This is a genomic window from Deltaproteobacteria bacterium (assembly GCA_005879535.1).
In the GTDB taxonomy this organism is placed as follows: domain Bacteria; phylum Myxococcota; class Myxococcia; order Myxococcales; family 40CM-4-68-19; genus 40CM-4-68-19.
Genome location: VBKI01000070.1, coordinates 156,967 through 170,897 on the forward strand (window position 1 = coordinate 156,967; position 13,931 = coordinate 170,897).

Below are 13,931 nucleotides of genomic sequence, written 5' to 3' on the forward strand. Positions count from 1 at the left end.
CGCCTACTCCGCGTAGATCTTGATGCCAGTCGCGGCGGCGAAGGAAAGCCGCTGCGCCTCGGCCCACTCCGGGTGGCGCACGATCACGTGGCCGTCGGAGAGCAACGTCTGCTTCCAGTTCCGCCGCGGTGTGCCCTCGCGCAGGAGCTTCTCCTCCACCGCCCAGGGACCGGCCTCGCGCAGCCATTCGCGGAGCCCGTCGATGCGCGCGATGCGGCCCCGGCCGGCTGCGCGCTTGAAGACGATGCCGACGTTGTACTTCCGCGCGGTCGGCGCCTCGAACTTCTGCCAGGTCGCCACGCGCGCCCATTCGCGAAAGAGGTCGATGTCGCAGGTGTAATTCATCTGATCGACCAGGTGCGCGCCGCCGGGGCGGCAACCGATCTCGCCGAAGATGGCCTCGCCCCTGGGAGTGAGGAACCACTCCATGTGCGTGAAGCCGTCGCCCATCCCCAGGGCGGTGAGAACCTTGCGGCCGAGCTCGACGCCAGGGGCGAGGCGCTCCTGGTACATGTCGCGCACGGTGATGATCACCGGGCTCACCCACTCCTGCGAGCGCGCCTCGAGCGGCTTGGGCAGGTAGGCGGCGACGTTCTCGAAGGCCGGCTTGCCGTCGATGCAGACGGTATCGAACGTGAACTCTTCGCCCTGCACGTACTCTTCGCAGCTCGCCTCCGGCACACCGCGCGTCGCCTCCAGGGCCGCCTCCAGCTCCGCCCTGGTCCGGACCGCGTACGTATCGGCGCTGCCCGCCCCGGCGATCGGCTTGAGGATCAGCGGCAGTCCAATTGCCTCGGCGGCTTCGTACACCTCGCGCTTGGTGCGCACGCGGCGCGACCGTGGCACGCGAAGGCCCGCGGCGCGCACGCGCTCCTTCATCAGCTCCTTGTCGCGGAAGCCGCGCACCGTATCCGGGCTCATGCCGGGCAACCCCCAGCGGTCGCGCATCCGGGCGGCCAGCATCACCAGCACCTCCCAGTTGGCGAGGACCCGATCGACACTCTTGCCACGCAGCCAGGCAGTGGCGCGCGCCATCACGTCGTCCTCGTCGAGGATGCGCGGCACCTCCAGGTAATCGTGCAGGTGCGGCCGCACTTCGGCGGGCAGCGCCGCGCGACGCGTGTCGCCGATGCCGAGCACCTCCGCGCCCACCTCGGAAAGCCCGCGCGTGTACTGGATCATCTCGGGCGGAAACGCAGGCGAGAGGAAGACCGCGCGCATCGAGGGCAGCTTAGCACCCGGAGCGGTTTGACGGAGTCGCCGCGGATCGCCATTCTCCCGCCGCCATGCCCCGAAACGTGATCTTCGCGGCGCCCTTCCCCACCGACATCACCATGCGATTCGTTCGCGCCGCCGCACGACTGCCGGAGGTGCGGCTGCTGGGGATCGTGCACACGCCTCCTGAGGGAGAGGATGCGGCCGTCTATCGCGACCTGGTCCGGGTCACCGACCCGCTCTCGACGCAGGACTTGATCGAGGCCACCGAGATCCTGCGGCGCCGCCACGGCCATCCCGACCGCATCATCGGGATTCTCGAGGCGATGATGGTGCAGCTCGCGCAGACCCGCGCGCACTTCGGCGTCCCGGGGACCCAGCCGAAGATCGCCGAGCTGTTCCGCGACAAGGCGCGGATGAAGACAGCGCTGCGCGAAGCCGGGCTCCCGGTGGCAAGGAGCCGCCTCATCGGCGGTCCGGGCGATGCGCGCAGCTTCGCCGACGAAGTCGGCTTTCCGCTGGTCCTCAAGCCGCCGGCGGGAATGGGCGCCAAGTCCACCTGGCGGGTGAGCTCGCTGGACGAGCTGCTGCGTGGGAGCGCAGGAATGGGCGCCAGCGAAGCGAGACCGGTGCTGGCCGAAGAGTTCCTCCGCGGGCGCGAATTCAGCTTCGAGACCATCACGCTCGGTGGCGTTCCCCGGATCGAATCCATCTCGCAGTACCAGCCCACCTGCCTGGAAGTGCTGGAGAACCCCTGGATCCAGTGGTGCTGCGTGCTCCCCCGCGACATCTCGGGCGCTCAGTACGACGGCGCACGGAAGATGGCGCGCGGGGCGATCGCGGCGCTGGGCCTGACCGACGGGATGACGCACATGGAATGGTTCCAGCGCCCGGATGGCAGTCTGGTGATTGGCGAGATCGCGCAAAGGCCCCCGGGCGCCAACATCACGACCATGACCGGACTGGCGCACGGAGTGGACGCCTTTCGCGCCTGGGTCCGCGCCGTGGTCGACGGCGAATTGGAGGGCACCTGGGACCGGAAGTACGCGGTCGGCTCTGCTTTTTTGCGCGGGATGGGGCACGGGCGCGTGGCTCACGTGGGTGGCGTCCACGAGGTCCACCAGGCGGTCGGAAGGCTGGTCGTGGAAGCGAAGCTACCCTCCGTCGGCGCTCTGAAGAGCGACGGATACGAAGGGGACGGTTACGTGATCGTCCGGGACGAAAGCACCGACGTCGTCCAGCAGGCGCTGAAGAGGATCATCGAGACCGTCGAGGTGCATTACGCCTGATGGTCGTCGTGCAAAGCTTAGCGCCAGCGGCGTTACCCCGACCCCGGTTCTGATAGGCTTCCTCGAATGCCCGCAGACGTCATCTTCCTCGAGCCGTCCTTCCCCCGGAACCAGCGCGAGTTCGTCCGCGCGCTGCACGCCGTCGGCGCACGGGTGACCGGAATCGGCGAGCGTCCGAAGGAATGGCTCGACCCGGAGCTGCGCCACTGGCTCACCCACTACGAGCAGGTCGGCAACGTCACCGACGAGGCCCAGGTGGAACGCGCCGTCCGCTTCGTCCAGTCGAAGGTGCGCGTCGACCGGCTGGAGGCAGTGGTCGAGGCGCACGTGATGTGCGCGGCGCGGGTCCGGGAGATGTGCGGAATCCCCGGGACCAGCGTGCGGACGACATTTCTCTGCCGCGACAAGCCTGCGATGAAGGACGCCCTCAGACAGGCTGGAATCCCCTGCGCCCAGTCGATCGGCTCCGGGAGCCCGGACGAGATTCGCGGCTTCGCCGCCCGCGTCGGCTTTCCGCTGGTGATCAAGCCGCGTGACGCGGCGGGCGCCTCCGGCACAGCGCGGGTCGACAATCCCCCCGAGCTCGAACAGGCGATGGCTTCGTTCGGGGTCGGTCGCGGGCGGAGCGCCGCCGTGGAGGAGTTCATCGAGGGCCACGAAGGCTTCTACGACACCGTCGCCATCGGCGGACGGGTCGTCCAGGAATTCATCACGCACTACTACCCGACGGTGCTGGAGGCGATGCGGACGCGGTGGATCTCGCCGCAGTTCGTAACCACCAACCGCCTCGGCGCCGAGGGATACACCGAGCTGAAGCAGATGGGCCGCAAGGTGCTCGCGGCGCTCGGCATCGAGACGTCGGCCACGCACATGGAGTGGTTCGCCGGACCCAAGGGACTCAAGTTCAGCGAGATCGGCTGCCGCCCGCCGGGCGTCGGCACCTGGGACCTGTATTGCGCCGCGAACGAGTTCGACCTCTACCGCGAGTGGGCGATGGCCGTCGTGCACGGCAAGCCGAGCCAGCCACCGTCGCGACGCTTCGCCGCCGGTTTGATTGCGCTGCGGCCCGACCGGGACGGCGTGATCGCCGGTTACGAGGGCGTCGACGACGTCCACCGACGCTTCGGCGATCGGTTACATGGCGAACGCATGGATGCGCCTCAAGCACCCCGACTATGACGAGCTGCGCGGCATGCTCGACTTCGTCGGCCGGACCGCCAAGGTGCGGGCCCGGTGACCCCGAAGGGCCCCTCCGCAGTCGTTCTCCTCGGCGCGCAGCGCTTCGATCCCACGCTGGGAGCGGCGGTGGCCGAGCTGGGCGTGACCGGCCGCATCGCCACCATCACCGCCGGATGGCAGGAGCGCGAGCTCGAGGACGAGGAGCTTTCGGAGCACCTGGGAAGGAAGACGGTGAACCTGCGGCTGCACACCCGCGGCGAGGAGCTGTTCGCCGCCGATCCCGAGCTGCGCGCGGCACACCGCGAACGCCAGGAAGCGCTCCGGCATCGCCAGGACTTCTATCGCATCCGCCTGGAACACCAGCTCGATGCCGACCACGTGATCCGCCAGCGCGTCGCCCCGCCGGAGATCCTCGCCGAGCAGACCGAAGCGTCGATCGACTCCATCCGCGACCTCGACCGCTGGCACCTGGCGCAGTGCGCCCGGGAACACGAGGCGTTCGAGCACCGCTTGCACCTGCGCGATCGCCCCACCGTGGCGCGGCACCGCAAGGAGATCTCCCAGATCGTCGCCGACTGCGCCGCCATTGCCGTCGCTGGAGGCCACGTCGTCACGCTGATCAACCGGATGAAGCTCTTCGGGATCGGCGAGCTGGCCGGCGGGCGGGTCGTCTTCGCCTGGTCGGGCGGAGCGATGGCCGTCAGCGAGCAGGTGGTCCTCTTCCACGACGATCCCCCGCAAGGTCCCGGCGCCAGCGAAGTGCTCGACACGGGCCTGGGCATCTGCCGGGGCGCGGTGGTCTTCCCCGAGCCGGAGAAGCGCCTCCGCCTCGACCGGAAGGATCTCGTCGCGCGGATGGCCCGCCGATTCTCGCCCTGCTTCTGCCTGGCGTTGCCGGCGCGCTCGCGGATCACCTGGCGAGCAGGTCGATTCGACTCCAGCCGCGGAGTGCAATGGCTTCGAGCGGACGGCGAGACGGTTCCTTTCGAGCCGCAGGAGGCGCTCCGATGAGCGGGAAGCTCGCCATCGAAGAGGTCCTCGCCGATCCGCAGCAGGCGGGCCGCTTCCTCGAGACCCACCGCTTTCCCTTGGTCGAGGGAACCCACGTCACCGTCATCTGGGTGGGGCAGGCAGATGGCGTGAGCCTCCGCCACTGGATCTACGGCCTCGAGTCGTCCACCGCGCTCGCGCGCGTGCCGGGCACCGACCTCTGGTACCTGACCCTCGAGATCCCGCCTGCTTCGCGCGTCGAGTACAAGCTGGAGATCCACCGCGGCGGCGGCAGTGAATGGGTGGAGGATCCCCTCAATCCCAACCGCGCCCGCGATCCGTTCGGCGCCAATTCAGTGCTCCAGACCGAAGGGTACGAGGCGCCTTCCTGGACTCGCCCCGATCCGCATGCGCGGCCGGGCGCGCTCGAGCCGCTCTCGATCGAGAGCGCCTTTCTGGGCAAGAGAGGTGGCGTCCTCTACCTGCCCGCGCGATTTCGCAAGAGCCGCCAGTACCCTCTCCTCGTGGTCCACGACGGCAGCGATTACCTGAACTACGCGGGCATGAAGACGGTACTCGACAACCTCATCCACGCCCGCGAGATCCCGGAGCTGATCGTCGCCTTCACCGACTCGCCGGAGCGGCTGACCGAATACGCCAACGACGAGCGCCACGCGCGGTTTCTCACCGAAGAGCTCCATCCGCAGCTGGCGAGCACGTTCCCGCTGCTCAATCGCGCGCAGTCTCGCTGCCTGATGGGCGCCAGCTTCGGCGCGGTGGCCGCGTTCTCTACCGCCTGGCGATATCCCGGGCATTGGGGGCGGCTGCTCTTGCAGTCCGGCTCCTTCGCCTTCACGGACATCGGCAAGCGCAACCGCCGCGGGCCGCTCTTCGACCGGGTGGTCGAGTTCGTCAACAGCTATCGGGAGGAGCCGAAGGCGGTGAGCGAGCGGGTCTTCCTCAGCTGCGGCGTCTACGAATCGCTGATCTACGAAAACCGCTCGATGGTGCCTTTGCTCGCGGCCACGGGCATGGAAGTCCGCTTCGTGGAGTCCCGCGACGGCCACAACTGGGAGAACTGGCGCGACCGCCTCCGGGAAGGTCTCTCCTGGCTCTTCCCCGGGCCGTTGAGCTTCATTTACGAGTGAGGATCGCATGGCCGAGGTCACGCGTCGCATCGGATTGTCGCTCGGGGCCGACCTCTGCTGGCCTCTCTGCTTCGAGCACATGCTCAAGCGGCTCGACCTTCGCATTCCCTGGCAGGGCGACACGCTGCTCTTCGACGTCGAGCGCGTCACCATCGAGCCGTTCGAGCTGCGCCAACCCTGCAAGTACGACGTGGTCGTCGATCGGCTGACGCACTGGTATCACACCAGCCGCGAGTGGATTAAGAAGTGCATCGTCCTGAATGACCTCTACGTCTTCAACAATCCGTGGAGTGTCCAGGCCAACGAGAAGCACACCTCCTACTGCGCGATGATGCGGCTGGGGATGCCGATTCCCGAGACGTGGATGCTTCCGCCCAAGAGCTACGATCCCACGCCCGATCTGAAGCCGACGCTCATCCGCTACGCCAAGCTGTTCGACCTGAAGAAAGTGGGCGACGCGGTCGGCTGGCCGTTCTTCCTCAAGCCCTACGACGGCGGCGGCTGGCGCGGCGTGAACCGCGTCGCCGACGAGAAGGCCGCCTGGAAGGCTTACGAAGACAGCGGCACGGCGGTGATGCACGCGCAAGCCGCGGTGGAAGGATTCGACCTCTTCGTCCGCTGCATCGGCTTCGGGCCGCAGACCCGTTGCGTGCTCTACGATCCTTCCGCGGCGCTGCACGACCGCTACACGATGAAGGCCGGGTTCATGCCGGCCGCGGACATCCAGCACCTGCGCAAGGTGACCTTGACCATCAACGCCTTCTTCGGCTGGGAGTTCAACTCCTGCGAGGCGTTGCGCAAGAAGGGCGTGTGGTACCCGATCGACTTCGCCAATCCCTGCCCCGACTCGCAGGTGACCTCGCTGCACTTCCACTTTCCCTGGCTGGTCAAGGCCTATCTGCGCTGGACGATCTTCTGCGCCGCCACCAAGCGAAAGATGCGCCGGACGCTCGACTGGGAGCCTTTCTACGCCGTGGCGGCGCAGGACCTCTCCTACGAGGAGAAGCTGGATCGCTACGCGAAGATCGCCGAGGAACGGTTCGAGACGGCGCGGTTCGAAGAGTTCTGCAAGAAGCATCTCGGCCACCTCGACCAGATCGCCTTCGACTTCTTCGGCAGCCCCGAGGCAAAGGAGGCCGTGCGCGTCAAGGTGGCCGCCCTCTTCCCGGAGCACGAGCTCGAGCGCTTCACCGAGCTGTTCTGGAACCGGATCCAGGACTGGCGCCGCCAGGGATGCCCATGAGCTTCTTCCTGAAGTCGCGCTGGCATTCCTCGCGCCTGGGCTGCGAGGCCACCCTCGCCCGCTGGGGCGAGTTCGGCCAGCCCGTGCTGGTCTTTCCCACCGCGGGCGGCGACGCGGAGGAGATCGAGCGGTTCCAGTTGATCAAGGCGCTCGGCTCGCTGCTGGAGTCGGGCCGCATCAAGATCTACTCCTGCGACAACGTGGCCGGCTCGATGTGGTTCAACAAGCAAGGCAGCCCGGACCAGCGCATGAAGATGCAGAACGAGTTCCACCAGTACGTGAAGCACGAGCTGGCGCCCGCCATCCGCACCGACTGCCACACGCCTGACATCGGCGTCTGGGCGGCGGGCTCGTCGATCGGCGCCTTTCACGCCGCCGCTGTGGTCTGCCGCTTTCCCGACCTCTTCCACCGCGCGCTCTCGATGAGCGGCACGTACAACCTGATGCGCTTCATCGAGGTGTCCGAACCGAACGAGGAATTCCGCGTCTCCTCGCCGCTTCACTTCCTCCCGCACCTGCAGGGCCCGCATCTCGAGCTGCTGCGCAAGCGGTACATCCACATCGCCACCGGCGAAGGACGGTGGGAGAACATCGGGGAGAGCTGGGCCTTGGCGAATGCCCTCGGAGCGAAGGGCATCCCGAACCATCTCGATTCCTGGGGAATGAAATGGGACCACGACTGGGTGACCTGGCGTGCGATGATGCCCAAGTATCTGGACGAGTGGACCCGGTAGGAGCAACGACGATGGACGACACGCGGGAACACAAGAAGACCGACGGCCTGCTCGAAGGCGAGGCGCGCCGCCGGTTCATGCGCGCCGTGCTTGCCGATCTCCGGGCGCTCGAGCAGATGCTGGAGGCCGGCGCCTTCGAGCGCGGAGTGGTCCGCATCGGCGCCGAGCAGGAGCTGTTCCTGGTCGACCGCGCCTATCACCCGGCGCCAGGCGCGCTGAAGATCCTCGAGCGCATCGACGATCCCCACTTCACCACCGAGCTGGGCCTCTTCAACCTGGAAGCGAACGCCGATCCGCAGCCGCTCGCCGGAAAGGGCCTCTCGAAGATGGAGGAGCAGCTCGCCCTGCTCTTCGACAAGGTGCGGAGGACCGCCGCCGAGCTCGACATGCACGCCGTGCTGGCTGGCATCCTGCCCACCATCGGCAAGTCCGATCTCGGCATGCACAACATGGTGCCGAATCCGCGCTATCACGCGCTCAGCCGCGCCATGGGCGAGGCCCGCGGCGAGGCCTTCGACTTTTCCATCAAGGGGATCGACGACCTGGTGGTCAAGCACGACTCGGTGATGGTGGAAGCGTGCAACGCCAGCTTCCAGGTGCACTTGCAGATCCCGGAGCCGGAGCGATTTGCCCACTACTACAATCTGGCCCAGCTCCTCTTGGCGCCGGTGCTGGCGGCAGGGCCCAACTCGCCCGTGCTGTTCGGCAGGCGGCTCTGGTCGGAGACGCGCATCGCCCTCTTCGAACAGGCCTGCGACATCCGCACGCCCGGGCACCATCTGCGGGATTCGATCCCCCGCGTCTCCTTCGGCAGCGGCTGGCTGAAGGGTACCGTCGCCGACATCTTCCGCGAGAACGTCGTTCGCTTCCGCGCACTGGTGGGCACCGAGATCGACGAGCATGCCAGCGTCGCCTTTGCGAAGGGTCGCATTCCGGAGCTGAAGGCGCTGCGGCTGCACAACGGGACCATCTACCGCTGGAACCGGCCCTGCTACGGGATCTCCGAAAACGGCAAGCCGCACCTGCGGGTCGAGCTGCGCGTCCTTCCCTCGGGGCCGACCATCGCCGACGAGGTGGCCAACGGCGCCTTCTGGCTGGGGCTGATGATGGAGATGTCCGCCACCATCGACGACCTGCCAGCGCGGATCGAGTTCGACGACGCGCGCGTCAATCTCTACGCGGCGGCCCGCGAGGGCCTGGGAGCGCACGTCACCTGGTTCGATGGCAAGCAGATGCTGGCGCAGCAGCTCATCCTCGATCACCTGCTCCCTCTGGCGAAGGCGGGCCTGGACCGCGCCGGCGCCGACGCGGAGGATTCGGCCCGCTATCTCGGGATCGTCGAGCGCCGCGTGCGCACCGGACGCAATGGCGCGCGCTGGATGCTGCAGTCGCTCTCCGAGATGAAAGGCCGCGGCTCGACGGGCGCGCGCCTCAACGCGCTGACCGCGGCGATGATCGCGCGCCAGGAGACGGACCGCGTGGTCAGCGATTGGGAGCGGGCGCGGCTGGACGAGAGCGAGAGCGAACGGGTGGGCCACCACAAGGTCTCGCAGTACATGAACACGGACATCTTCACCGTCCGGCCCGACGACCCGGTGGAGCTGGTAGCCGATCTGATGGGCTGGGAGCGGATCCGGCACGTCCCGGTCGAGGACGACAAAGGACGGCTGGTCGGGCTGGTTTCGTATCGCGGCGTCTTGCGGCACCTGAGCGGCCTGCACAAGTTCCCGCCCCAGCCCGGCGGCGCCAGCTCGCCCGTCGCGGACATCATGAAGCGCGAGCTGATCACCGTCACGCCCGATACACCCACGCTGGAGGCCATCTCTCTCATGCGCCGTTATCGCATCGGTTGCTTGCCCGTCGTGCAGGACGGACACATCGTCGCCGTCCTGACCGAGGAGGACTTCGTCGGCATCGCTTCCAAGGTGCTGGCCGAGGAGCAGAAGCACGGCACGCCGGAGACAACCGGCGGCACGCGGGCGGACGCGTAGAGGTGGAGGCCTACAAGATCGAGGCGCGCGGCATCGAGATCGAACGGCGCGAGATCGGCCGGCTCGTGGGAGAGGAGCCCGGCCCCACCGTGGTGATCGTCGCCGGCATCCACGGGAACGAGCCCGCCGGTACGGAGGCGGCCCGACGCGTCTTCGCGCGGCTGTCGAGAGGAGACCTCCGAATCCGCGGCGAGCTGGTGGCGTTCGCCGGCAACCTGGCGGGCCTGCGGCTCGGCGTCCGCTACCAGGCCAAGGACCTGAACCGCGTCTGGAGCGAAGCGCACATCGCGGCCTTGCGAGAAAAGCGGTCCAGCGAGCACGATCCCGAAGATCGGGAGCAGCTCGAGCTATTGGCTGCCATTGAGTCCGCCCTCGGCCGTGCCCGTGGCCGCGTCCATCTCGTCGACTTGCACACCACCAGCGCCGCGGGCATTCCCTTCGTCCTCTTCGGCGACACCCTGGCGCAGCGGCGCTTCGCACGGGCCTTTCCCCTGCCCGTGATCATCGGGCTCGAGGAGCAGCTCGACGCCGTGCTCACGGAATACTGGACGCGGCGCGGTTGCACGACGTTGGCCATCGAGGGCGGCCAGCACGCGAGCCCAGACTCGACCGACGCGATCGAGGCATTCCTCTGGTTCGCGCTGGTCCGAGCCGGACTGCTCGAGGGCCACGCTCCGACCGAGGTCGCGCGCAGCGCCGCGCTCCTCGACCAGAGACGCGCCGGCCTCCCGCGCGTGGTGGAGGTGATCTCGCGGCGGTCGGTATCGCCCGAGGACGGATTCCGCATGGAGCCGGGATTCCGCAACATCGACCGCGCGCGGAAGGGGCAGCTTCTGGCGCGTGACCAGAACGGCGAGATCCGCGCTCCCGCCGACGGCATGGTCCTCCTGCCGCTGTACCAGGGATTGGGCCGCGACGGCTTTTTCTGGGGCAGGGAGGTCAGCGGTGCGCGCCTGCTGGCGTCGGAGGCATTGCGGGCGATCGGCGCGGAGCGGCTCCTCGGCATCCTCCCGGGAATGGCGCGTGACCCTCGCGACCCGTCGCGGTTCGTCGTCGACGCTCGGTCAGCACGGCCTCTCACGCTCGAGCTGTTGCATCTCTTCGGATATCGGCGAGTCCGCGAGGACGGCTCCCGGCTGATCGTCGAGCGCCAGCAGCCTTGATCCGTCGCCCCGGCGGAGTCGCGGTTCCCTGAACCCCCTCGAGCGCGCGAGGATGGCGCGGTGTTCTCGCTCCGCAAGTGGTACCTCGACTGCGTCGGCGACTCCGGCGACCTTTGCATCGCCTACCGCGCGGAGTTGAACGTCGCCGGCGCGCAGCTCGCGACGGCCAGCCTCCTTCGTTTCGACGACCGGGGTGGCTTGCGCAGCCGGTGGACCGTGCGCTCCTGCCCCGAGCCCTCGGGTGAGGATGTATTGAGCTGGCAAGCGCCGCCGCTGGATCTGTCAGCGCGTTTCGAACGGCGAGACCCGTCCTGCAGCGCAACCCTGCTCGACGGGCCCGGCGGCACCGTTCGCTGGAACTGCACGCACCCGCGGGCGGCCGTGGAGATGCGGATTGCGGGCGAGGTGCTGCGCGGGATTGGATATGCCGAAGTCCTGGACCTGACGGTCCCGCCCTGGAAGCTGCCGATCGACGAACTGCGCTGGGGAAGGCTCCTGACGGTTTCGCACGGTGTGGTCTGGATCGAGTGGCGCGGGTCTCACCCGCAGCGGCTGGTGCTGGTCGACGGGATTCCGACCTCCGGTGAGGTCGAAGAGCGAGGGCTCCGCGGGGGCGGTGCAAGGGCATTGCTGCACGAGCCGCGGGTCCTCCGCTCCGGTCGGATCGGAGAGACGGTGGTTTCCGCAGTGCCGAGGCTCGAGCGGCTGGTCCCAGGACGTATCCTGGGTTTGGAGGAAACCAAGTGGCGAAGCCGGGGAACGCTCCAGATCGGGTCCTGCAAGGAAGAGGGATGGGCGATCCACGAGCTGGTGCGCTGGCCGCGCTGAGCGGGACGGCGGCCCGGGCGGGATATGCGGCCTTGTTCACCGCCGCCCTGCCGGCGCTGCTCGTCGCCTGGGCGCGCTCCGCCGATCGGTTCATCGAGCTGCCGGCCCTGGAGTCGCCTGCCGCGGGGTGGGTGATCGTCGTGGGGGGCGTTTCGCTCATGGTCTGGGCCTGGACGGCGCTCGTCCGGGACGGCGGCGGCCTGCCGATGAACGCATTCCCACCGCCGCGGTTCGTCGCGAGCGGCCCATATCGCTTCCTGGCCCATCCGATCTACGTCGGGTTTTGCGCCGCGGTGTTCGGTTGCGCCATCGCCCTCGCTTCTCCGAGCGGCCTGTGGATCGTCGGGCCTGCGACGGCGCTCGCCTGCGTTGCGCTCGTTCTCGGCCATGAGGCGGCAGACCTTCGGCGCCGGTTCGGCCCGGATCTGCCTCGGCCGCTGCTCTCGCTGCCTCCGGACACGACGGAGCCGGTGCGCGGCGGCGATCGCGCGGCGGGCGTCGTGTTCGTCGCCGGGCCCTGGCTGGCGCTGTACGGGGCCGCCATGTTCCTCGGACCGGCTCCCGGCGCAATCGAGACCTGGCTACCGTTCGAGCGGCGCCTCCCCGTGATCGAGACGGCAGAGATCCTCTACGCCAGCACGTACCCCGTTGCCCTTGCAGCGCTGTTCATTCCCAGGACGCGCGGCGAGGCGCGAAAGCTCCTGGTGCGGGCGCTTCTCGCGATGGCGCTGGTGTTTCCCCTTTACTTCCTGCTGCCGCTCGTCACGCCACCGCGCCCCTTCGTCGCGAGCGGCTGGTGGGGCCAGCTTCTTCTGGAGGAGCGGGTCCACGACTCCATGGCGGCAGCCTTCCCGTCGTTCCACGTCGTGTGGTCCCTGCTCGCGGCCGGCGCGTGGTCGGCGCGATTTGCGAAGGCGAGGGCCCCCGCGTACGGATGGGCCGCGCTGGTCGCGCTGAGCTGCCTCGCCACCGGGATGCACTCGATCGCCGACGTTGCCGCCGGCGCGCTCGTGTTTCTGACGGTGGTGAGCGCCCGACGGATCTGGAAAGTGCTCCACGGCGCAGCAGAGAGAGCCGCCAATCATTGGACCGAATGGCGGATCGGTCCACTGCGAATCCTGGGCTACGGCGCATGGGCCGCGCTCGCAAATGCCGCTGCGCTCTGCATCGTGTCCGCGATGATGGGGCCCCCGAGGCTCGGCCTCGTGTACGCGACCGCCGCCGCTGGCCTGGTCGGCGCGTTCGTCGGCGCGCGCCTGTTCGAGCATCCCGCGAAGGAAATGCGCCCCTTCGGCTTCTACGGCGGAATGTTTGGGATCTGGGCAGCCGCCGCCGCGTCTCCACTTTTCGGGCTGCCGTCTGCGGACGCGGAGCGCCTGCTGGCGGGCTACTGCGCGGCGGCACCACTCCTCCAGGGCATCGGCCGCGTGCGCTGTCTGATGCAGGGCTGTTGCCATGGCGCGCCGGCATCCCCGGAGGTGGGCATCCGCTATCGTTTGCCGCTCTCGCGCGTGACGAAGGCCGGGCTCGACGGGATTCCGCTGCACCCGACGCCGCTCTACTCCATTCTCTGGAATGGCGTCGTCGCGCTGGCGATGCTGCGGCTCTGGTGGTCGGGAGTCGGACCGGGATCGCTCTGCGGGGCGTGGCTGATCCTGTCGGGCGTGGGGCGCTTCGTCGAGGAGTCGCATCGGGGAGAGCCGCAGACGCCGATCATGGCCGGGCTTCGCGTGTATCAATGGATCGCGGTCGCGACGGTGATCGCGGGCGCGGTCTTGCTGGCCCTGCCTCCCGGACCGCCATTGCCAACGCCGCAGCTGGGTGCAGCGGCGATCGCCTCGGCACTGGGCGCCGGAGCAATCGCCTGGTTCGCCTACGGCGCGGATTTTCCCGATTCCCGGCGATCGTATTCGCACCTCACCTGATCCATCGGCGCTGCGCATGAACAATGCCCTGCGCTCCGGCCTGATTGCGGTCATCTGCGCCTGTGCGCACGCCGGAACCGTCCCGGCGCCTTCAACGCAATTCGTCGAGGTGGAGGGGTCGCATTTCGTCCTCCTCACCGATCTTCCGCGTGCCGCGGCGCTCGAGTCCGTGCGCCGGATGGAAAACGTTCTCGCCGCGCTTTTCCAGGGATCATGGCAGGGCGAC

Annotated in this window: 10 protein-coding genes and 1 pseudogene; 10 read left to right on the forward strand and 1 reads right to left on the reverse strand. The window is 68.4% G+C overall.

The genetic code is table 11. The features are described from left to right. Nucleotides 1-3 precede the first annotated feature (3 nt). A complete protein-coding gene (locus E6J58_16085; GenBank protein ID TMB35706.1) occupies nucleotides 4-1,221 on the reverse strand; it encodes an ATP-grasp domain-containing protein in 1,218 nt (405 codons plus the stop codon). 65 nt (nucleotides 1,222-1,286) lie between these two features. On the opposite strand from E6J58_16085, the gene E6J58_16090 reads away from it, so the two are divergent. The 10 genes and pseudogenes from E6J58_16090 (at nucleotide 1,287) to E6J58_16135 (ending at nucleotide 13,705) form a co-directional block, all read left to right on the forward strand. Beyond that, on the forward strand, nucleotides 1,287-2,504 hold the full coding sequence (locus E6J58_16090; protein ID TMB35707.1) for an ATP-grasp domain-containing protein: 1,218 nt from the start codon (nucleotides 1,287-1,289) through the stop codon (nucleotides 2,502-2,504). A gap of 66 nt (nucleotides 2,505-2,570) precedes the next feature. Next, nucleotides 2,571-3,741: pseudogene (locus tag E6J58_16095) on the forward strand (ATP-grasp domain-containing protein). Beyond that, the gene (locus E6J58_16100; protein TMB35708.1) at nucleotides 3,738-4,694 is read left to right on the forward strand and encodes a hypothetical protein; all 957 of its coding nucleotides are present in this window, start codon (nucleotides 3,738-3,740) and stop codon (nucleotides 4,692-4,694) included. Before E6J58_16095 ends, E6J58_16100 begins: the two are co-directional and overlap by 4 nt. Then, nucleotides 4,691-5,821, forward strand: a complete 1,131-nt coding sequence (locus E6J58_16105) for an enterochelin esterase (GenBank protein TMB35709.1) — start codon at nucleotides 4,691-4,693, stop codon at nucleotides 5,819-5,821. The genes E6J58_16100 and E6J58_16105 overlap by 4 nt, the downstream gene beginning before the upstream one ends. Nucleotides 5,822-5,828: 7 nt before the next feature. Then, nucleotides 5,829-7,064, forward strand: a complete 1,236-nt coding sequence (locus E6J58_16110; GenBank protein TMB35710.1) for a hypothetical protein — start codon at nucleotides 5,829-5,831, stop codon at nucleotides 7,062-7,064. 8 nt (nucleotides 7,065-7,072) lie between these two features. Next, on the forward strand, nucleotides 7,073-7,798 hold the full coding sequence (locus E6J58_16115; protein ID TMB35753.1) for a hypothetical protein: 726 nt from the start codon (nucleotides 7,073-7,075) through the stop codon (nucleotides 7,796-7,798). An 11-nt stretch (nucleotides 7,799-7,809) separates the two neighbouring features. Continuing rightward, nucleotides 7,810-9,789: a CBS domain-containing protein gene (locus E6J58_16120; GenBank protein ID TMB35711.1), complete on the forward strand. Its 1,980-nt coding sequence runs from the start codon at nucleotides 7,810-7,812 to the stop codon at nucleotides 9,787-9,789. Further along, a complete protein-coding gene (locus E6J58_16125) occupies nucleotides 9,648-10,952 on the forward strand; it encodes a succinylglutamate desuccinylase/aspartoacylase family protein (protein TMB35712.1) in 1,305 nt (434 codons plus the stop codon). The genes E6J58_16120 and E6J58_16125 overlap by 142 nt, the downstream gene beginning before the upstream one ends. A gap of 60 nt (nucleotides 10,953-11,012) precedes the next feature. Beyond that, nucleotides 11,013-11,780 (forward strand): hypothetical protein, encoded by a 768-nt coding sequence (locus E6J58_16130; GenBank protein ID TMB35713.1) that lies wholly within the window; start codon nucleotides 11,013-11,015, stop codon nucleotides 11,778-11,780. Next, nucleotides 11,744-13,705 (forward strand): phosphatase PAP2 family protein, encoded by a 1,962-nt coding sequence (locus E6J58_16135; protein ID TMB35714.1) that lies wholly within the window; start codon nucleotides 11,744-11,746, stop codon nucleotides 13,703-13,705. The genes E6J58_16130 and E6J58_16135 overlap by 37 nt, the downstream gene beginning before the upstream one ends. Nucleotides 13,706-13,931 lie beyond the last annotated feature (226 nt).